This is a genomic window from Gardnerella sp. DNF01180P, assembly GCF_049244205.1.
GTDB lineage: Bacteria > Actinomycetota > Actinomycetes > Actinomycetales > Bifidobacteriaceae > Bifidobacterium > Bifidobacterium swidsinskii.
In genome coordinates, this window is sequence record NZ_CP058386.1 from 697,210 (window position 1) to 718,813 (window position 21,604).

The 21,604-nt window shown below is 43.6% G+C and carries 12 protein-coding genes and 1 riboswitch; of the genes, 8 read left to right on the forward strand and 4 right to left on the reverse strand.

Translation table 11 applies throughout. The features are described from left to right. The first annotated feature begins 335 nt into the window (after window positions 1-335). Window positions 336-6,089: a GA module gene (locus HXT40_RS02620; protein WP_421777317.1), complete on the forward strand. Its 5,754-nt coding sequence runs from the start codon at window positions 336-338 to the stop codon at window positions 6,087-6,089. A 235-nt stretch (window positions 6,090-6,324) separates the two neighbouring features. Further along, window positions 6,325-6,861 carry a peptidylprolyl isomerase gene (locus tag HXT40_RS02625; protein ID WP_004108678.1) on the forward strand — a complete coding sequence of 179 codons (537 nt, stop codon included), beginning with the start codon at window positions 6,325-6,327 and terminating at the stop codon, window positions 6,859-6,861. A gap of 330 nt (window positions 6,862-7,191) precedes the next feature. Here HXT40_RS02625 and thiC read toward each other — a convergent pair whose 3' ends face one another. The 4 genes from thiC to HXT40_RS02645 all read right to left on the reverse strand — a co-directional run bounded on the left by thiC (window position 7,192) and on the right by HXT40_RS02645 (window position 12,574). Further along, the gene (thiC, locus tag HXT40_RS02630; protein ID WP_421777318.1) at window positions 7,192-9,849 is read right to left on the reverse strand and encodes a phosphomethylpyrimidine synthase ThiC; all 2,658 of its coding nucleotides are present in this window, start codon (window positions 9,847-9,849) and stop codon (window positions 7,192-7,194) included. Then, window positions 9,847-9,952: riboswitch (TPP riboswitch) on the reverse strand. (Overlaps the previous gene by 3 nt.) Before the next feature lie 64 nt (window positions 9,953-10,016). Then, window positions 10,017-10,697, reverse strand: a complete 681-nt coding sequence (locus HXT40_RS02635; protein WP_004108684.1) for a methionine ABC transporter permease — start codon at window positions 10,695-10,697, stop codon at window positions 10,017-10,019. A gap of 2 nt (window positions 10,698-10,699) precedes the next feature. Further along, complete coding sequence (locus HXT40_RS02640; protein WP_004108686.1) at window positions 10,700-11,548, reverse strand: methionine ABC transporter ATP-binding protein; 849 nt, start codon at window positions 11,546-11,548, stop codon at window positions 10,700-10,702. 192 nt (window positions 11,549-11,740) lie between these two features. Next, a complete protein-coding gene (locus tag HXT40_RS02645; protein WP_004106340.1) occupies window positions 11,741-12,574 on the reverse strand; it encodes a MetQ/NlpA family ABC transporter substrate-binding protein in 834 nt (277 codons plus the stop codon). A 221-nt stretch (window positions 12,575-12,795) separates the two neighbouring features. Between HXT40_RS02645 and HXT40_RS02650 the strand changes: the two genes are divergently transcribed. From HXT40_RS02650 to tig, 6 genes are all read left to right on the forward strand, one after another. Beyond that, a complete protein-coding gene (locus HXT40_RS02650; RefSeq protein WP_004108689.1) occupies window positions 12,796-14,508 on the forward strand; it encodes an NAD+ synthase in 1,713 nt (570 codons plus the stop codon). A gap of 117 nt (window positions 14,509-14,625) precedes the next feature. Further along, on the forward strand, window positions 14,626-17,001 hold the full coding sequence (gene pflB / locus HXT40_RS02655; protein WP_004108690.1) for a formate C-acetyltransferase: 2,376 nt from the start codon (window positions 14,626-14,628) through the stop codon (window positions 16,999-17,001). A gap of 110 nt (window positions 17,002-17,111) precedes the next feature. Beyond that, on the forward strand, window positions 17,112-17,993 hold the full coding sequence (gene pflA / locus HXT40_RS02660; protein WP_004108692.1) for a pyruvate formate-lyase-activating protein: 882 nt from the start codon (window positions 17,112-17,114) through the stop codon (window positions 17,991-17,993). A 143-nt stretch (window positions 17,994-18,136) separates the two neighbouring features. Then, the gene (locus HXT40_RS02665; protein WP_004108694.1) at window positions 18,137-18,517 is read left to right on the forward strand and encodes a hypothetical protein; all 381 of its coding nucleotides are present in this window, start codon (window positions 18,137-18,139) and stop codon (window positions 18,515-18,517) included. Window positions 18,518-18,709: 192 nt separating this feature from the next. Beyond that, window positions 18,710-20,140 carry an HRDC domain-containing protein gene (locus HXT40_RS02670; protein WP_410310370.1) on the forward strand — a complete coding sequence of 477 codons (1,431 nt, stop codon included), beginning with the start codon at window positions 18,710-18,712 and terminating at the stop codon, window positions 20,138-20,140. A 53-nt stretch (window positions 20,141-20,193) separates the two neighbouring features. Then, the gene (gene tig / locus HXT40_RS02675; RefSeq protein WP_012914242.1) at window positions 20,194-21,543 is read left to right on the forward strand and encodes a trigger factor; all 1,350 of its coding nucleotides are present in this window, start codon (window positions 20,194-20,196) and stop codon (window positions 21,541-21,543) included. Window positions 21,544-21,604: the final 61 nt, after the last annotated feature.

Below are 21,604 nucleotides of genomic sequence, written 5' to 3' on the forward strand. Positions count from 1 at the left end.
TAATTTTTTTTCATAAATATTATGACGTCTTAACATGTAATTTATACGTATTCATGCGTGATTTGCGAATTATGTGATTTACGCTACACAAATTATTGCATGAAAAGGTTTGCAATGTATGAATAGTTGAGTACCATATAACTTGTACGAATGTCAGTTTGCACATTTTTATGCATGCTTGAAACGTATTAAGAGAGTATGAAGCGTTGTGTAAATAGCAAATTGGTATGAAACAAAGAGGCGAATGCTAATTTGTTTGGCTGCTGCATTATTGCATATTACAAGTTATGCATAAGCAGAAACATAAAGAATACACATTATTGAAGTGAGGAATAATGACGAAGAAGATTATGAGTGCGAAGCATCTTGCCGATTTGCAAAAGTCTATGCAAAAGTCGAGTAACAGCGTTATTTACGCGCCACTTTCTAAGAGCGTGTGCGCAGCTATGCTCGCAGGTGCTATGGTGCTCGGGGGGGGGGTATTCGTTTCCTCGCCTGCCTATGCTGACGGTTATGTAGACGGCACTGGCAACAATGTTTATTACGGTTTCAAAACTGATGCAAAATATGCCGAGGCTCATTTCAACATTGACGTTGAATATTACGATACCTTTGAGCACGCCAAAGCTGGCGGTACTGAAGGCATAGACCCTCTTGGTAAATTTGTTCGCGTTCATTATCTTTCTAATTGCCACAACAATGCTACAGCTGACGATTGGCGATTCCGTCCAATGTGGTGGTTTGGTGTTCCTGCTGGTTTGAAAGATCCTCAAGATATTCAATTTAAGCGTATTGAAAAGTTAACAAAAAATGGCAAGGAGCAGGTTAAACCTGCTGGTTCTTCGCAATATATTACAACCGACGCAAACGGTTATGGCGTTGTTTCTGACAAACATTTTAATAGTCCTAAGGAATGGACTAATATTTCTAATTATTATTTTAGTGACGAAAATATTCTTGCCAGCAAAGGCTGGAAACAGCTTATGGGCTTGGGTACCAAAGACAATAAAGGCTACGATAATGCGGGCAATACCGCACAACAATGGGAAGAATACCAAAAGCAAACTCAAGGCCTTAAGGGTATTTTCGTAGACTGGGAGTCTGCTGGTCAGCGTTGGTATGACATGACTTACGTTTCCGAGATGGAAGACAATGCATGGAAAGAGCGTGACACCAATCCGCTTCGTTTTGCCGCTGGCGTTTACCGTTTTGCAGGTAACTGGCACTATGCGGTTGGTCAAAAGCACAATACGCCAAAGATTGCGGATTATTTGAAGCTTGCGTATCCAGAGGTTACAAAGGTTAAGAAGACTAACGCTTTAAGTGAAGCCGAGCAAAAGGCTATTAAAGAAAAAATTGAAAAAGCGAATGAAAACACCAAGTACTTCAAGGAATTAGTTGCTGATAATGGTGTTGTGGTAAATAAGGATGGCTCTGCAACTATCACTTTCAAAGACAAGACGACTCGCACGATTCCTGCAAGCCTTCTTGTTGCACAAGATGAATCCGACAGCGACAGATATAAGCCAGTTATGCCAGATCGCATACCTGTTGTAAAGCCTGATTCGTTAAGTGATGATGATAAAAAGGCTGTTATTGATGCGTTCAAGAAGGCGAACCCTGATAGCAGCGAATTTAGCAAGCATCTTGCCAAGGATAATGCTATTGCTTTCGATAAAGACGGCAAGAACCTTGTTGTGACTTACGAAGATGGCTCAAAAGCTACGATTCCTGCGTCTGAGCTTGTGTTCCAAGGGCCAAAAATCTCCGATTGGGCGCCTTACGTGGTACCTGATCCAATTGAGGTTGGGAATCTTTCTAGCTTGACTACAGAAGAGCAAAAGCAAGTAACCGATGCTTTTGATAAAGCAAACGCTGACTTGGATGTTTATAATGCAGCCAAGAAGGATGGCAAAACTCCTGTAAGCTTCGATAAAGACTTCAAGAACGCCATCATCACTTGGGCAGACGGTTCAACAACAGAGATTCCTTCTTGGCAATTCTTAAAGCAAAAGGCTGCTGAGGAAAATCCAACTCCAAAGCCGCCTGCTCCAACTCCTGCTGCTGAAAAAGAGTTCATCGTTGAACGTCCTGAACAACAATCAAGGGTTAATTTCGATCCCTTTAACGCTACACAAAAAGACGTAAATGATAATAAGGCGCAGCTTGATGCTATTGTCTCTCAATTTATGAAGAAGCTTAAAGCTAAGGATGCTAAGAATCCTGATACGTCTGTAACAATCAAAGGTGTTGAATTTAAGATAGTAGAGGGTAAGGGCGTAGTAGTATTCCATGCTGACAACTACAAAGATGCTACATACCCAATGAGCGTATTCCTTAAGCAAATGGCAAATAAGCAAACGCCTCAGACACCTTCTACGGAAACTAAGACGGAAACTGACAAAGACAATCCAGGGAATACCTTTACTTATAAAGTTACAAAGACTGAGATTAAGGGTAATACACCAACTGTTCCAGAAGCTGTGAAGGCATTAAAGCAGTTTGTAAAAGACAATTACGATAATGTAACTGAAGATGATTTAGCTACTGTTGCAGATAGCGTTGAGGTTAAAAAAACTTGGACTCCAAAAGCCGGTACTAAGAATATGGGTCCTTACGGTGTACATGGTAATAATGGTGGACCTATGCTTAGTATCAGTTTACGCGATGATAAGGGTATCAAGGTTATTGGTCGTCCATGGGCTGACAACGATGATGGGGGAGATTGGGATTCTGCCTCGCAAACCGAATTGATTACCATCCAAGCTAACGATTTGTATGTTAAAAAGAACAGCTCTCAACCTCAAAAAGACAATACGATTGACAATCTAAAGCAGCAAGCCAAGGATTTGCTGAAAAAGCGCACAGATGAGGGTCTTACTAAAGATGATTTGAAGCGCGCTGGCATCGACAATCCTGATCAGTTGGATGATTCCAAGATCGATAGCATGGCTCAAGGTCAAACAGCCGAGAAGGACCTGCGCGATCTTATTCGCAAGCTCACCGATGCCAAGAAGGCTGAGCGCAAGTACAATCCAATTCCTGAGATTGAAGTTACCGACCCAGAAAATCTGTCTGAAGCTGATTTCAAGAAAGCTGCGGAAGCATTCTTGAAAGCCAATTACGATGGCACGGATTCACTAGCAGGAGATAAGGCGCCGTATACCGTTCCTACGAGTCTCACGCCAAAAACAGATACAGTTAAGATGGAGCTTAGCTCAACTTCTAATGCTAATGGCATTGCAAAGGTTACATATAAGAATAGTGATTTTACAACACTTGTGTTCCAGGATTCTGCTAATAATGATTTGTTCTCCGTTAAGGTAACTTATAAGAAGGCGGGAACCCCTGCGCCAACGCCTGATGCTGGTCAACTCCAGCAGATGAAGGATGATGCGAAGAAGATTATCGACCGCAATCCAAAGCTTACTGAGGAGCAAAAAACCCAGTATAAGAATGAGATTGATAATGCTAAAGGTGCTGATGATATTCAGAATATTCTTAAGAAGGCCAACGAGCAGGCTGGCAAGAATAATGTAACTCCTGAACAGTTAAAGGAAAAAGAAAAGAAAGACAAAGAAAATAAGGAAAAAGAGCAGAAAAAAGAGGAAGATAAAAAGCAGGAGCACCAGAAGAAGCAAGAGCTACAGGATAAGAAAAAGAAAGCTTCTGATGCAATTGATGGTCTTGGCAATCTGACTCAAGATGAAAAGGATAAGCTCAAGGAAAAGCTGAATGGAAAGAGTGGGGATGCTACCAAGCCTGGTGCTAAGACTCCTGAAGAAGTTCAGCAGATTTTAGATGAAGCTAATAATCTTAATGAAGCGCACAAGGATGTTAGTGCTGGCGCGCTTCCGTTCCTAAGCCACGGCAATTCTAGTAGCGAGGACGATAAGGCTCTTAAGGAGTTAATTGGTTCTGATCCAAGCAAGAAGGATGCAGCACTCACTGCTTTGGAAGATGCTCTTGCAAAGAAGGATCCTGCTGCTACTGCAGAAGAGATTAAGAATGATCTTGACGCAGCCAAGCGCCAGAATGCGATTAACGAGCAGAATGCTAAGAATGCTGGTATTGCCAAGCTTGATGCTAAGAAGGCAGAACTTGATGCAGCATACAAGGCGTTGAATGATGAGCAGAAAGCAAAAGCTAAAGATAAGTATGAAGCTGCCACTAAGGCAATCGATGATGCCAAGAACACTGTTAACAGTGCAACAAAGCCTTCTGAAATCAAGGATGCTGTTGATGGCGTGAAAACTTCGTTTGATGACGCAAACAAGGCAATCGAAGATGCTAAGGGCAAGCGCGATATTTCTCAGAACACATACGATGATCAGTCTGTACTTAATAAAGAAAAGGAAGATCAGAAGAAACGCATTCAAGATAGTGATCTTCCAGATGCTGAAAAGCAGAAGGCTATTGATGACATCAATGATGCAAAGAAGATTGGCGACCCAACTGCTATTGCTAATCGCGCTTTGAAGGCTAAGAAGATAGAGGATGCTAAGAAGCAGATTGCTGCGCTTGATCATTTGAACAATGCGCAGAAGGAAGCTTTCAAGAAGATTATTGAAGATACTGATGCTTCTGATCACAAGAACGCTGACGGTACAACTTCTGACGACATCGACGACGCGCTTGCCAATGCTACTGCAACCGATACTGCCATGGCTCGTCTTGAAAAGCTGAAAGAGATCGCTGATAAGTTCGCTAAGGGCGACAAGTATAAGGGTCTGCAAGAAGGCAATGAGCAAAAGAAAGCGTTTGACGATGCTGCTACTGCTGCTGGAGCCGTGCTAGACAAAGCTAATGGCGATCCTAAGGATGCGGATCAGGTTAATGAGCTGTATAAGGATCTTCTTAAGGCAATGCAGGATCTTGACAACACAGTTAAGGGCGTTGGTGTTAATACCGCTAATCTTCAGGCGGAAGTTGATAACGATAAGGCTCTTAAGCCAGACGCTACGGCAACTCCTGCAACTAAGGGTGATTCGGTTTATACCACCGCTTCTAAAGATAAGAAGGATGCGTTTGACGCGGCTTTGACTGAGGCTGAAGCTGCTTTGAAGACTGCTAACGAAGAGAATGAGAACGCGAAGAATCCTAACTCGACTCCTCTTACTCCTGAGCAGGAAGCTCAAAAGCAGAAGGCTGTTGACGACGCTCTTGACAAGCTCGTTAAGGCTCGCCTTGCTTTGGATGGTGTTAACACCAAGCCGTTGCAAGAAGAGATTGATAAGGATAGCAACGTTAAGAACTCAGATAGGTATACGTATTCTACTACGACGGAAAAGAAGACTGCGTTTGATCAGGCTCTTCAAGATGCTAAGGATCTTATCGATAAGCTAACTGGTACGAAGAAGGCTGCTGCAGGCGAGGAAGATGTAACAACTAAGACTCAAGCTGAAAAGCAGAAGCTTGTTGATGATGCTCTTGCAAAGCTTAAGACAGCTGAAGAGGCTCTTGACGGTAAGAAACCAACTCCTGGTTCTGGTTCTGAAGCTGGTTATGGTGTGAATGATAATGCGCCTACTACTGTGGATAAGGGTGAGTTGAATGTTCAGATTCAGGGTGCTGAGTCTGATTCACAGCCTGGAAATGCTGGTAATGGTAACGCTGGTGCTGGCGTAAACTCGGGTAATGCAGGTAACGCTGCTAACACCAATGCTGCCAACGCTAACGCTAATAATGCTAATGGCGCAAGTTCTGCTGCTGTGAACGCTGCGGTTGAAAGCAATCCGGCTGTGAAGCAGGCTGATGCTCAAGTTTCTAAGGCTCAGGCGGCTTTGGATGCTGCTTTGGCTGAGGCTAAGAAGGTTGCTGCTGATCCTAACGCAACTCAGGCTCAGGTTGATGCTGCGGCTAAGAAGCTTTCTGCTGCTCGTAAGGCTTTGGCGTCTGCTAAGGCTCATGCGGCTGATGTTCATGCTTCTGTGCGCGCTCAGGTGTTGAAGAGTGGTAGTGTTGCTCAGCTTAGTAAGACTGGTAGTGACGTGTCTGTGTTTGGCTTGTTTGCTGCAACTCTTAGTGCTGCTGGTGCTGCGCTTTTCTCAACTAAGCGTCGTGGTACTTCTCGTCACAGTAGTAAGTAAAATATTTGCTAGCTGGTCTGGTTATTGCAGATCAGCTAGTTTTAGAACTGCTTAATGTTTGCTTAATTGTATTCAGTAAGTTTGCTGAGTATTGAGTTAATCAGCATAATGAAGTTAATGTAAAAGTGCCTCACTTTGCGTCTTTCTTTACTACGCAAAGTGAGGCATTTTGCTATGCGAATATTTTTATCTAACACGAATTGAAACAGTCGTGAAAATATGGGAGAATTACCACATGACTACAGTTATTATGCATACTTCTGAAGGCGATATAAAAATCAATTTGTTTGACAGTAAAGCGCCTGAAACCGTCAAAAATTTTGTTGGCTTAGCTACTGGTGAGCGCGAGTGGCTTGACTCATTCAGTGGAAAACCTTCGCATGAGCCATTCTACGATGGTTTAACTTTCCACCGCATCATTAAGGATTTCATGATTCAGGGTGGCTGCCCACTCGGCAATGGAACTGGCGGTCCTGGATACGAGTTTGACGATGAAATTGACGCATCCTTGAAGTTCGATAAGCCTTATTTGCTCGCTATGGCAAATGCTGGAAAGCGTCGCGGTCGTGACGGTCGTTTGCATGGCACTAACGGTTCGCAGTTCTTCATTACAACTGTGCCAACTCCATGGCTTGATGGCCACCATACAATTTTCGGCGAAGTTGCTGACGATGAATCGAAGGCGGTTGTCGATAAGCTCGAGGCTGTCGCAACGGATCGATCTGATGCTCCTCTTGAGCCTGTAGGTATTATTTCTATTGAAGTTTTGTGATTAAACGTTATTTGATTTAATACTCTTTAATATTCTTTAGTACTAAAGTTCTTAATTGCTAATCCGACATTTTCTATACGCTTGTGTACAGAAAATGTCGGATTTTTGCTGTAAGGCGGCAGAAACTTTACAACGCATGCAACGGAAAGGTTGTATTAATAGAATTTAAATGCGGATATAAAGAAAGCGAGTCTTATAGCAAGCATAATAGCTCACTATAAAACTCGCTTTGGTTCATATCAACCTTCTTCTATTATTATTCGTTGTAAGTATTGTTATTGAAGCACTTGCAATTCAGTTTTTGCTTCCGCACTTCCGTACCTCATCATTTTATGCTTTCACGCTTTGATACAACGATGAGCCGGATTCTTGGAACTTTTTGCTCATCTCTTTCATACCATCGGCAATTGCCTGACTGCGTGCTTCTTCAACGAGCTGCTCCTGCTGAGCTGCTCCGCCAAAACGCTTACGAATATTTTGCGAAATAGCCATCGAGCAGAACTTTGGTCCGCACATCGAGCAGAAGTGCGCCATTTTTGCCGGTTCTGCAGGAAGTGTTTCGTCGTGGAAGGCGATTGCGGTATCTGGATCATAGCTTAAGTTGAACTGATCCAACCAGCGGAACTCAAAGCGAGCCTTACTGATTGCGTTGTCGCGATCCATAGCATGTGGATGATGCTTAGCAAGATCAGCTGCGTGACAAGCGATCTTATACGCAATCACGCCTTGCTTCACGTCATCCTTGTTAGGCAACCCCAAATGTTCCTTAGGAGTCACATAGCAAAGCATTGCGGTGCCGTATCGCGCAATCTCCACGCCACCAATTGCGGAAGTAATGTGGTCATAGCCAGGTGCGGTATCCGTAGTCAAAGGACCAAGCGTATAGAATGGAGCATTCTGGCAAATTGCCTTTTCCATCTCAATATTCATACGCACAGTGTCGAATGGCACGTGACCAGGACCTTCAATCATCACCTGTACGTCATGCTTCCAAGCGATCTTCGTAAGTTCGCCAAGCGTCATAAGCTCGGAAAGCTGAGCCGCATCGTTAGCATCAGCCAAGCTACCTGGACGCAAACCATCACCCAAAGAGAATGCAACATCGTACTTTGCGAAAATCTCGCATAATTCTTCAAAGTGCGTATACAAGAAGCTCTCTTGATGATGTTGCAAGCACCATTCAGCCATAATTGAGCCACCACGAGAAACAATACCGGTTACGCGGTTTGCAGTAAGCGGCACGTAGCGAAGAAGCACGCCAGCGTGAATAGTCATGTAGTCAACGCCCTGCTCGCACTGCTCAATAACAGTGTCGCGGAAAAGCTCCCAGCTGAGCTTAGAAGCATCATCCTCAACCTTTTCCAAAGCCTGATACATTGGCACTGTTCCAATTGGCACAGGGGAGTTGCGCAAAATCCATTCGCGCGTTGTGTGAATATCGTTACCGGTGGAAAGATCCATAACGGTATCCGCACCCCACTTCGTGGCCCACGTAAGCTTTTCTACTTCTTCGTCGATAGATGACGTAACAGCAGAATTACCCATGTTTGCGTTGAGCTTAGTCAAGAAGCGCGAGCCAATAATCATAGGTTCAGCTTCAGGATGGTTAATATTGCAAGGAATTACAGCACGTCCGGCTGCAACTTCTTCGCGAACCAGCTCTACATCGCAATTTTCGCGCGTTGCAACATATTGCATTTCCGGAGTAGTGATTCCGTGGCGAGCGTACCACATTTGTGTAATCGGATGATCCGCGCCCTTCATTGGCTTATGCGTGCGTCCACGCCATTCTTTAGAAGCTTTGCCTCGCTTAATTGCGCGCTTGCCGTCGTCTTGAAGATTGCGCCTGCGACCCTCATATTCCACAACGTCACCGCGGTCGCGAATCCAGTCAAGGCGAAGCGGAGCCAAACCTTCCTTCGGATCGCACTTTGGACCTTCTGTATTGTAATCCTTAAAAGGCGGGTTAGGACCTAGGCCAGGAGTATCCGAAAGCTTAATTTCCGTATAAGGAACTTCCAAATCATAAAAACCATATTCATACTCAAAATGAACTGGAGTTGTTTTGCGAATATGAGCTTTATCGCGCTGAGTGCATCCGCGAGCTGCAATGTCAACTCGCTGTTGTTTAGCTAATTTCGCAGCATCCTTTGCTTCTTTCGCATTAATAAAAGTTGGCTTCTTTTCTTGAGTTTCTGAAGATTTTGATTCAGAATTTTCTGCAACTATCACTCGCTTAGCGTAGCCGTGCTTTTCTTCACCTCGCACAGCTTTCCAATGTTCAACAAATTCACGCATAGTTGATTCTGGTGTTTCTGAAGAATACAATGCTTCAGAAACGAACCATCCTGCAGCCTTGGTGTGAGCGATTGTATCGATATCGTCGAGTGCAGTTCTTCCGCCAACTAGAACTGGAAAATCACTTGCGGAACAAATCGTATTAATTTTCGCTTCGTCCAGCGTTGTGTGATTTGCTTCCAATTCGTAAGCGGCAGTGGTGCTTTCGCATCCTTCTTCAGGATTGCGCATTGCTGTTACGCAAATGTAATCAATGCATCCATCTGGAAGTTCGTTTATTACTTTAACTAAGCTTTCGGTTTCAACAGATAAGCCGATTACAGCATCTTCGCCAAGAAGAGCGCGAGCCTCTCTAGGCTCCATGTCGCTTTGTGCTAAATGCACTCCGTCAACTTTGATGCTTTGATTGCGAGCTTGCCAAACGACATCAACACGCTCGTCGATAACAAAAGTTACAGAATCGCATTTGTTATTGTCTTCGATGATTTGTGCAATATCGCGTGCAATAGTAGTGATTTCTTTAGCGTTTTCATTGTTGCAATGAAGACGAATAAAAGTCGCTCCAGCGCGCAAAGCATCATCGACAATATCGGTAAGCGGACGATTATTACAAGCTTGTGGGTCTGCAATAAAGCAGGCGCTTAGATTAAATTGATTACGCATTGATGCGTACGGATAATTCGATGTCATACTAAAATCGTTGCTCCCTACGTTGTATTAACTAACAGGTTCGAAGGGTTAGGCAAACTAATACCATCTCAGCCTTCTTTCGAAAGCACCCCTGCAAAATGTCGAATTACCAGCAAGTTTACACGATTATGTGCATTTAATTGGTGGTGGGTATGTTGCGAATTTCTTTAGCGTTCGTGATGATTGATTGCGCGTGAAATAAAATCTCCCAAGCTTTGCACAATCTGCACGAGGATAATGCAAAGAATAACAGCCACTGTCATCACATCGTATTGATAACGCTGGTATCCGTATCGTATTGCAATATCTCCGAGTCCGCCTGCGCCAACTGTTCCAGCCATTGCGGAGAATCCAAAAAGCGTAATAAATGTAAGCGCAGCTCCGCGAATTAGCGAAGGTAAAGCTTCCCACAGCAACACTTTGCAAACAATTTGCAATTTGCTTGCTCCAAAGCTTTGTGCTGCTTCAATTAAGCTTCCGTCAACTTCGGCTAAAGATTGTTCAACTACTCTAGCAACGAATGGTGCAGCCGTAATCACCAGAGGCACAATAGCCCCAGGAACTCCCAAAGAAGTGCCAACTATGAGACGAGTGAAAGGAATTATTGCAACTAATAAAATAATAAACGGCACAGAACGCACGATGTTAACAATCCAGCCTAGAACTGCGTTAATTGGCGCGTTGGGGCAAATGCCTTTTTTGTTTGATGTAATGAGAAGTACGCCAACTGGAAGTCCAATAAGGTATGCAAAAAGTGTTGCAACTGATGTCATTACGAGTGTGTCTTGCACGCCTTCAATAAGTAAGTTGCCGTAGTCGTTAAAAAATTGTGTAGCAGCTTCTAACATTGTTATTTCACCTCGTTGGTAAGCGCGTTTGTTTGTTCGTCTGTTTGTGCGTTTTCTGGCTTATTGTTAAGCTCGCTTGCAATCGTGCTTGTAATTTTAGCGCGATGATTTTCCTGTTTTTCATCTGCAATAAGAGTTCGCAAAATATCGCTTTGTGGATTTGCAAAAAGCGTATCAGTGTCACCTAATTCCACAATGCGTCCGCCATCAATCATTGCAACTCGGTCGCAAATATTTCGTGCTACAGCCAGCGAATGCGTAATAATAACAAGCGTTACGTTGAGTTCGCGGTTAATTCGGCTCAATAAATCAAGGATTTGCGCAGTAGTTGTGGAGTCAAGTGCGCTTGTTGCTTCGTCGCAAAGCATAATCGACGGATTATTCGCCAATGCTCGTGCAATTGCTACGCGCTGCTGCTGTCCGCCTGAAAGCTGGCTAGGGTAGCGGTTTGCAAAATCTTGTAAACCAACTAAGTCAAGTAAGTAGTTTGCGCGTTCTTCTCGTTCCTTTTTTGCAGTGTGATTCAGCTCTAATGGGAAAGTGACGTTTCGCAATACTGTACGCTGCTGGAAAAGGCTAAAATTCTGGAAAATCATGCCAATATTAGTGCGTACTTTTGCAAGTTCTTTATCTTTTACTTCGCTAATATCATTTCCGTCAATAATAATTTTGCCGGAAGTTGGTCGCTCAAGCAGATTCATGCAACGAACTAGCGAAGACTTTCCTGCACCAGAAGAACCAAGGATTCCGAATACTTCTCCCGATTCAATAGTCAGATTAATGTCGTGTAATGCTTCGTTCGCTTTGCTACCTTTGCCGTAGCTTTTGTGAAGATGTTCGATCTGAATCATGCTTTTCCTTAACAGATTATTGCTTTCTGTGTGAAATATACTTCGTTACTAACTAGAGTTACTAACTAGCGTCATTAACTAGATTATTAACTAGCACGCACATTACGTATATTACACGCTTATAAAATAATGCCGCAAAGCATACACGAAGCATACACATGCGGCATTAGGTGGCTACATTGTGAGTATTTTTTAGAAAACAGGGAGCACAGCGCCTTTGTAAGTTTTAGTAATATAGTCGCGCACTTCGCTTGTCTTCAAAGCTTTGAGTAAGGCTTTGATTTTTGCAAACTTTTCAGAGCCCTTCTTTACTACAATAATATTTTCATAAGTTTTAGCCGCAATGCCTCCAACTTTTTCTGAAGTAAGTGGGTCTTTAGTTGGGTTAAAACCAGCTTGAATAGCGTAATTGCCGTTCATGGCAGCAAGATCCACATCCTTAATGGCAGTAGGAACTGTTGCCGCTTCAAGTTCTTTAAACTTCAAATTCTTAGGATTCTCAGTAATATCTTTTGTAGTAGCGTTAATATCCTTTGGATTCTTCAACTTAATCAATCCGGCATCTTGCAAAAGAAGCAATGCGCGAGCCTCATTAGTAGGATCATTTGGAACTGCAACAGTTGCTCCGTTTGCTAATGCTTTAATCGTCTTGGTTTTTCCTGGATACAATCCAAATGGTTCAAAATGAATTCCACCTACTGAAACAAGGTGAGTTCCCTTTTCCTTATTAAAGTTGTCAAGATAAGGCAAATGCTGATAGTAGTTTGCGTCAACTTCGCCTTCTTCAGTAGCTGTATTTGGCTGCACGTAGTCAGTAAATTCCTTTACTACTAGCTTGTAGCCTTCTTTTTGCAAGATTGGCTTTACAACTTTATTTAAGATTTCAGAATGCGGGGTAGGTGAAGCTGCAACAGTAATGGTCTTGTCATCCTTTGCGCCTGCTTTTGAGCTACCGCAGCCACTTAAAGTGAAAGTCGCTAATGCTGCCAGTGCTGTAATTGATGCAATAACTTTAATTTTTCGCATATTTCCTGCTCCTTGTTCGGTGAAATTTGTTTAAAGTTAAATCCCCTTCGCGAGTAACGAATTATCAATATAGGCGAGAAAAATCAATAATTCTACACTTTGCTTATTAGTATTATTTATGACGTGTTAATAATTCGCATACTTGCAGTGTGGAAAGAGAAAAAATAAGTTTTTCAACACGTCGCTTACTTGCAATGAAGCTATCTACTAGACTGTAATGTATGAGTTTTTTGCGATTGGCGTTAGCGCAGATAGATACCTGCGTTGGGAACATTGATAGCAACGTTGAAAAAGTTTTGAAGTATGCTGCGCGCGCAAAGCAGTCGGGTGCTCGCATGGTTGTGTTTCCTGAGATGACTTTGACTGGGTATCCTATTGAAGACCTCGCCTTGCGTGCCACGTTCCGCACAACTGCACAAAAAGCTGCAGACTTGCTTGCAACAAAACTTGCGGAAGAAGGCTTGGGGGAGCTTTACGTAGTAGTTGGAACTGTTGGCTTTGACGAGTCTGCTGGAAAGCCTCGAAACAGGCTTCTCGTATTGCATGAAGGTAAATCTGTGTTGCAATACGACAAGCATTTCTTGCCAAATTATGGTGTTTTTGACGAGTTTCGTATTTTCTCTTCTGGCAATAAGTGTGAGCTGCTGGAAGTAGATGGAATGCGTCTAGGTTTTGCTATTTGCGAAGATATTTGGCAAGACGGCGGTCCTGTTGCGCGTTTGGCAAAACTTGGTATCGATGCGCTAATAACTATGAACGGTTCTCCATATGAGGAAGGTAAAACTCATGTGCGCTTGAGTTTGGCTCAAAAGCGCGCTGTTGAAGTCAATGCGCCAGTCGTATATGTGAACCAAGTCGGCGGCCAAGATGATTTGGTTTTTGACGGTGGAAGTTTTGTTGTTGATGCTGACGGAACTTTACTTGAACGCTCGGCAATGTTTGATGAAGATTTGTCGTTTGTTGATTTTGATAACTCGCTGAAAAAGCAGAAAGTTTCAAGCATTGCTCCAAAACTTGACGCAGACGAAGAAGTGTATTGTGCGTGTGTTGTAGGTCTTAGAGATTACATGCGTAAGAATGGTTTTAAGGGTGTGTGCTTAGGACTTTCTGGAGGAATTGATTCTGCTTTAGTAGCTACTATGGCTGCCGATGCTTGCGGTGGAGCAAATGTGTATGGCATTTCTATGCCAAGCATGTACTCTTCGGACGGTTCTAAAGACGATGCGCGCGATTTAGCAGAGCGAATTGGCGCTCACTATGATGTGCAACCAATTGAACCGCTTTTTAAAGCTTTCCAATCGCAACTTTCATTAGAAGGTGTTGCAGCAGAAAACTTGCAAGCTCGCGTTCGTGGCGTAATCGTAATGGCTTACTCGAATTCGCGCGGTGTTTTGGCGCTCGCAACTGGTAATAAATCGGAGCTTGCTTGCGGATATTCTACTATCTATGGCGATGCGGTAGGAGGGTATGCTCCTATTAAGGATTTGTTTAAGACGCGCGTTTGGGCACTTTCTCGTTGGAGGAATCGCGCTGCGAATGCTGGAGTAGGCATTGGTATGCTGCCAATTGTTGGATATGAGGATTCTGAGCAAACAGAAGTTACGAAAGCGAAAGCTCCGCAAGATGGTGTGCTTATTCCGGTTAATTCTATTATTAAGCCTCCGAGTGCAGAGTTGCGTCCAGGGCAAAAGGATTCTGATTCTTTACCTGAGTACGATTTGCTTGATCGTGTTTTAGAGGCTCATATTGAGCTTGCTCATGGTAGAGCGGATTTGCTTGAAGATGGTTTTGACGAGCATACTGTTGACACGGTTATGCGTTTAGTTGATCGCGCAGAATGGAAGCGCAGGCAGTATCCGCTTGGACCAAAAGTAAGTGCTATTGCTTTTGGCAGGGATCGCAGAATGCCTGTTACCACAGCTTTTCGTGAATAAATGTGATATATTTCACTAGATTTTTTGCAAAACTACTCGTGTATGCGTTTACTTATGCTCTAACATTGTTATTAAGGCAGCGTGAAGATGCGTTGCGGGTACAAAAGGAGTCTAAACATGACATCAGTTGATGCGCCAGTTCTCAGTGAAGAGGATCTTCGTACCGAAGCGTGGAATGGTTTTACTGACGGCAATTGGAAGAAAGACATTGACGTACGCGACTTTATAATAAAGAACTATACGCCATATGAAGGTGACGAAAGTTTCTTGGCAAATGCCACTGAAAAAACGAAGCACATGTGGAAGTATCTCGACGACAACTACTTAGCTGTTGAACGTGAGCGTCGTGTTTATGATGTTGAAACTCATATCCCAGCAGGTATTGACGCAATGCCAGCAGGCTACATTGAAAGCCCAGAAGTAGATAACGTAATCGTCGGTTTGCAAACTGATGAGCCTTGCAAGCGCGCTATGATGCCAAACGGCGGTTGGCGCATGGTTGAGCAAGCTATTAAAGAAGCTGGCAAGGAAGTAGATCCTCAAATCAAGAAGATTTTCACCGTCTACCGTAAGACTCATAACGATGGCGTGTTTGGCGTTTACACCAAGAATATTAAGATTGCTCGCCACAACAAGATTTTGACCGGTTTGCCAGATGCTTACGGCCGCGGTCGTATTATTGGCGATTATCGTCGTGTTGCTCTTTACGGCGTGAACATGCTTATTGAGTTTAAGAAGCGCGACAAGGATTCGATTCCATACCGTAACGATTTTACCGAGACCGAAATTGAGCATTGGATTCGCTTCCGCGAAGAGCATGACGAGCAGATTAAGGCTTTGAAGCAGCTTATTAACTTGGGTAACGAGTACGGTTTGGATTTGACTCGTCCAGCTAAGACCGCTAAGGAAGCTGTTCAGTGGACTTACATGGGCTATCTTGCTTCTGTTAAGAGCCAGGATGGCGCTGCAATGAGCTTCGGTCGCGTTTCCGCATTCTTCGATTGCTACTTTGAGCGCGATTTGAAGGCAGGTTTAATTAACGAAACCGACGCTCAGGAAATTATTGACGCTCTTGTTATGAAGCTTCGTATTGTGCGCTTCTTGCGTACTAAGGATTACGACGCAATCTTCTCTGGTGATCCTTACTGGGCAACTTGGTCCGATGCAGGCTTCAGCGAGGATGGCCGCACTTTCGTAACCAAGACTTCGTTCCGTTTGCTCAACACTTTGACTCTTGAGCATTTGGGACCTGGTCCTGAGCCAAATATCACTATTTTCTGGGATCCAAAGCTTCCAGAAGCTTATAAGCGTTTCTGCGCACGAATTTCTATCGACACTTCTGCAATCCAGTACGAGTCCGATAAAGACATTCGTGAGCACTGGGGTGACGACGCTGCTATTGCTTGCTGCGTTTCTCCAATGCGCGTCGGTAAGCAAATGCAGTTCTTCGCAGCTCGCGTGAACTCTGCAAAAGCTTTGCTTTACGCTATTAACGGCGGCCGCGATGAAATGACCGGCATGCAAGTTATCGATAAGGGTGTTATTGACCCAATCAAGCCAGAAGCTGACGGCACTCTCGACTACGAGAAGGTTAAGGCTAACTACGAGAAGGCTTTGGAATGGCTTTCCGAGACTTATATTGAGGCTTTGAATATCATCCACTACATGCACGATAAGTACGCTTACGAGTCCATCGAAATGGCTTTGCATGATAGGGAAGTCTACCGTACGCTTGGTTGCGGCATGTCCGGCTTGTCTATTGCTGCAGATTCCTTGGCTGCTTTGAAGTATGCAAAGGTTTACCCAATCTACAACAAGGATGCTAAGACCACTGAAGGCCACGAGTACGAGTACATCGAGGGCGGCGACGACGACTTAATCGTTGGCTACAAGACTGTTGGCGAGTTCCCAGTTTACGGTAACGACGACGATCGTGCAGACGACTTAGCAAAGTGGGTTGTAAGCACTGTTATGGGTCAGGTAAAGCGTTTGCCTGTGTACCGTAATGCTGTTCCAACTCAGTCCATCTTGACTATTACTTCTAACGTTGAGTATGGCAAGAACACTGGTTCCTTCCCATCCGGTCACAAGAAGGGCACTCCGTACGCTCCAGGCGCAAACCCAGAAAACGGCATGGATTCGCACGGTATGCTTCCTTCGATGTTCTCCGTTGGAAAGATTGATTACGATGATGCTCTTGACGGCATTTCGCTTACGAACACCATTACTCCTGACGGTTTGGGTCGTGACGAAGACGAGCGCATTAGCAACTTGGTTGGCATTTTGGATGCTGGCAACGGTCACGGCTTGTACCACGCAAACATCAACGTGTTGCGTAAGGAACAGCTTGAAGATGCTGTTGAGCACCCAGAAAAGTATCCGCATTTGACGGTTCGAGTTTCCGGCTACGCAGTGAACTTTGTAAAGCTCACTAAGGAGCAGCAGCTCGACGTTATTTCTCGTACATTCCACCAGGGTTCAGTTACTGACTGATTTGGTTGATTAGTAAACACCGCCGGGAGCGAGGCTAGTTTCGCTCCCGGCTTTTGTTAATTGCGTATATTATTTATTATTTATTTATAAATAGTTTGGAGGGCAGTTAGATGGCTGAAAACACAGCGTTTCGTACCACAACTCAGCATATGTTGAAGGAGTCAAAAGAGTATGCTCGCCAAACTTTAATGGGTGGACTTTCTGGATTTGAGTCGCCAATTGGGCTGGATCGTAAAGATCGCTTAGTTGCTCTTAAAACTGGCGATATTGGATTTGTGCATTCGTGGGATATCAATACTTCTGTTGATGGTCCTGGAACTCGTATGACGGTGTTTATGAGCGGTTGCCCACTTCGTTGCCAGTATTGCCAAAATCCTGATACTTGGAAAATGCGTGACGGCAAGCCAGTCTATTTGGATGCAATGATTAAAAAAGTTGACCGCTATCAAAGTCTTTTTAAAGCAACAGGTGGAGGAATCACATTTTCTGGCGGCGAGTCCATGATGCAGCCAGCTTTTGTATCTAGAGTATTTCGCGCTGCAAAAGAGATGGGCGTTCATACTTGCTTAGATACTTCGGGCTTTTTGAATCGCAATTATACAGATGAAATGATTGACGACATTGATCTTTGCTTGCTTGACGTTAAATCAGGAACTGAAGAAACGTATAAAAAAGTAACCGGCGGCTTGCTACAGCCAACTATTGATTTTGGTCAGCGCTTGGCGAAGGCTGGTAAGAAGATTTGGGTGCGTTTTGTGCTTGTTCCAGGTTTGACTTCCAGCGAAGAAAACGTTGAAAAAGTTGCCGAGATTTGCGATTCGTTTGGTGATGCTGTTGAGCATATTGACGTGCTTGGATTCCATCAACTAGGACGTCCAAAGTGGCATGAGCTTCGAATTCCGTACCCTCTTGAGAATCAAAAAGGGCCTTCTAGGGCGCTTAAAGAGCGAGTTGTAAACCAGTTCAAAGACCACGGTTTTGTTGTGTACTAGACTGCGTTTAGATTGCATTTAGACTGCATTTAAATTGTGTCAAAAATGTAACTGTAATTTAGGCAATCTTTGCGTATCGTATTGTTTTTTGAAGGATTTTTGTATAATTATACAAATACTCTTTTTTAGAGAAAGGATACGCAATGAAGCGCAGAATAGGTTGTTGGATTGCATTAGCTTTTACATTAGCGTTAGCTGTTTTTGTGCGGTGTAACGATCAGTTTGGTTTTGCTACAGCGCTTACTATTTTCGTTATTTTGCCAATAATTTTATTGCCAATAAACATTGTTGCATCTTTCGATAAGAAACTTCTTATTGAAGTGCCAATAATATCTATTGTTATAGCTGTTGTTACAGAACTTGTCACTTTTCCAATAGTCAACTTTTCGGATTTAGGTTTACATGCTGGCTACGTTGTTCCAACAGTTTTAGCTTCGGTAGTCGCATTTACTCTTACTAGATTCCTTAAAACTAGGCTTGTTAAGCGCATAAATGACGAAGTAGCAAACAATAAAACAGATTGATTATTTAATTGATTATTTATTTGATTTTTTATTTTTGAATAGTCGTAGTTGTGTGCGAAAGTTGAAGCCGTGTTAAAAGATGCATAATCTATAACACGGCTTAAATATTTTTTACGGATATTTTGCAAAAAGTACAGAATAAGTTGCAAAAAGCGTAAGAATTTGGGTAAAGCATGCAATCGGGAGGCGTACTTGAACGAGGAACCAAAGCTTTTAAAAGAGCCTAGAGAAGGAGTTCCAGAAGTCATTGATACGCTTGAAGCATATAAAGATTATTGCAGCTTGTTGGCGGCAGGCTCCGGTCCTTTAGCTGCAGACGCTGAGCGAGCTTCCGGTTTTCGCTACAGTCATGAAGATTGGTTGATTCAGTTCAAACGCAAGGGTGCAGGAATTGGATTATTAGATCCTATAGAACTTACAAAACTTGGAGCTGATTGGAACGAATTTAACAAGGCAGTAGGGGATGTGCCTTGGATTATTCACGATTCGATGCAAGATTTGCCAGGATTTTTCGATATTGGTTTGCGCCCGCGTGCTTTATTTGATACTGAGATAGCGGCTAAATTACTTGGCAGAAAGCGCTTTGGTTTAAGCTCTGTAACTGAATATTATTTGGGTCTTACTCTTGCAAAAGAACATTCTGCAGCAGATTGGTCTTACCGCCCACTTCCTAGAGATTGGCGAAATTACGCAGCTTTAGATGTTGAATTACTTATTGAGCTAGAAGAAGTAATGCGCGTCGAACTTAAAAAGCAAGGTAAACTTTCTTGGGCGGAAGAAGAATTTAAACACTTACTTAGTAAGGGTGCACAAAAGAAAGCTCCGCATCCACGTCCATGGCTTAAAATATCGCATATTAGCGTACTTATGCACGATCGTGTTGGTTTAGTTATTGCGAAAGCATTGTGGCAAAAGCGAGATGCTTTAGCGCGTGAATATGATATTGCGCCAACTCTGCTACTTTCTGACGCTGCGATTATTGAAGCTGGTAAGCGTAAACCTAGTAATGCGCGTGCGTTTCGTGCTATTCGTTCTTTGAATGAGCGAGTGCGAATGCACACTGGCAGTGAGCAAGACAAAATGTTCGAGCGTTACGCTCCAATTCAGCGCAAAGTTAAACCATCTATTTGGAAAAACGTTATAGAGAATGCTATTTTGCGCGCTAAATCTGGTGAAACGGCTATGGATGATGTGCATCCAGTATTACCGAATGGAGCTATTCAACTTAATTCGCGCGAATCTCGTAAAACGAACGTACTTAAGTCAACAGATACTGACGAGTCGCAAGGTTCTAATGATTGTCAGGATTGCCATGATTTATCGGATTCGCAGTACTTGCAGGATATGCAAGATTTCCAAAGCGCTCCTAGATCTATGAAATATTGGCGAGAACATCACCCTAAGCGTTACGAGCGTTTACAAAGAGTAAAAGCTGAGTTAAATCAAATTTCTGAATACACTCATACTCCTGCAGAAATTATTATCAAACCACAGATTATTCGTAATCTTTGCTGGCATGATGATGCGCAAGATATTGATGTTAAAACATTCTTAAGTGAGCATGGTGCTCGCGAATGGCAAACCCGATTGGTAGCTGAGTCCGTAACTCGCGCTATCATGTAACGGTTGTGCCATACGGCAGAAGCTAGAAAAAACGTAATTTCAGGAGCGCAAGCGTGAAAATCAGCGTCAGGAATCTTGAGCCAACTAAAGTTAAGCTCACCATTACCGCAGATCTCGAAGACTTCAAGCCATTCTTGGAAGAAGCTCGTAAGGAGATTGCTAAGCAAATTAACGTGCCAGGTTTCCGTAAGGGACATGTGCCAGGCAAGATTGTAGATCAGCGCGTCGGTTTCGCAGCTGTTGCCGGCGAAGCCGTAAATTCCGCTGTACCAGAGCTTTATTCCAAGGCTTTGGAAGAAAAGAAGATTCGCCCAATGGATCAGCCAGAATTTGACGTTCAGGAAGTTCCAACGTCGACTGATGCAGATGCAAGTCTTAAGTTTGTAGCAACAGTTGAGCGTCGTCCAGATTTCAAGTTGAACAAGTTCAAGGGCGTTGAGATTGAAGTTGAGAAGCCAAAGGTTTCCGACAAGGATGTCAAGGAGCGCTTGGAAAGTCTCCGTCAGCGTTTTGCTACTTTGGTTGGTGTTGACCGTCCTGCAGCTAAGGGTGATTACACTAACATTGATTTGGAAGCTCGTATCGATGACGAAGTAGTTGATGCACAAGAGGGCGTAAGCTACGAAATCGGTTCCGGTGTGTTGCTTGACGGTTTGGATGAGGCTTTGGATAGCCTTTCTGCCGGTGAAGAAACCACCTTTGAAGGTACTCTCGAGTCCGGCAAGCATAAGGGCGAGAAGGCTCAAATCAAGGTTAAGGTTAATTCCGTAAAGACTCAGGAATTGCCAGAGCTTGATGATGATTTTGCTCAGGAAGCTTCCGAGTTTGATACTTTGAAGGATTTGAAGGCAGATATTCGCAAGGCTTGCGAGCAGGCTGCTGAAGGTCGTCAGGCAACTAATGCCCGTGACGCATTCCTTGTTAAGCTTCAAGAAGAAGTTGAAATTCCTGTACCAAAGGGTGTTTTGGATAAGGCTGTTTCAGAGCATTTGAAGGGCATGACCCCTGATCCTGAAAAAGCTACCAAGAAGCAGAAGGACGAAGCTCAGCAGGCTGCTGAGAAGGAACTTCGCGACCAAATGGTTCTTGACGCTTTAGCTGAACAGATGGATGTGACTGTTTCCCAGGCTGATGTCACCAACTTCTTGGTTTCTGTTGCTCAGCAGTACGGCATGGATCCAAACCAGTTCATTAACGCAATCGTTAACAACGGTCAGCTTGGTTCTGCTGTACAGGAAGTTGCTCGCTCTAAGGGCTTGCTTGCTGGTATGCGTGCTGTAAAGTTCGTTTCTGGCGGAGAAGCTCTTGACTTGAGTGCATTCTTGTCTGAGGATGATGACGAAGACGAAAGCGTGAAGGCTGCTTCTGCTGCTGCAGAAGTTGCTGACGAACTTTCTAAGTAGTATTTTTCAAACAAGAAAAAGTTTATACTTTCTCATATTCGCTAAAAACCCAGGGCTTTTG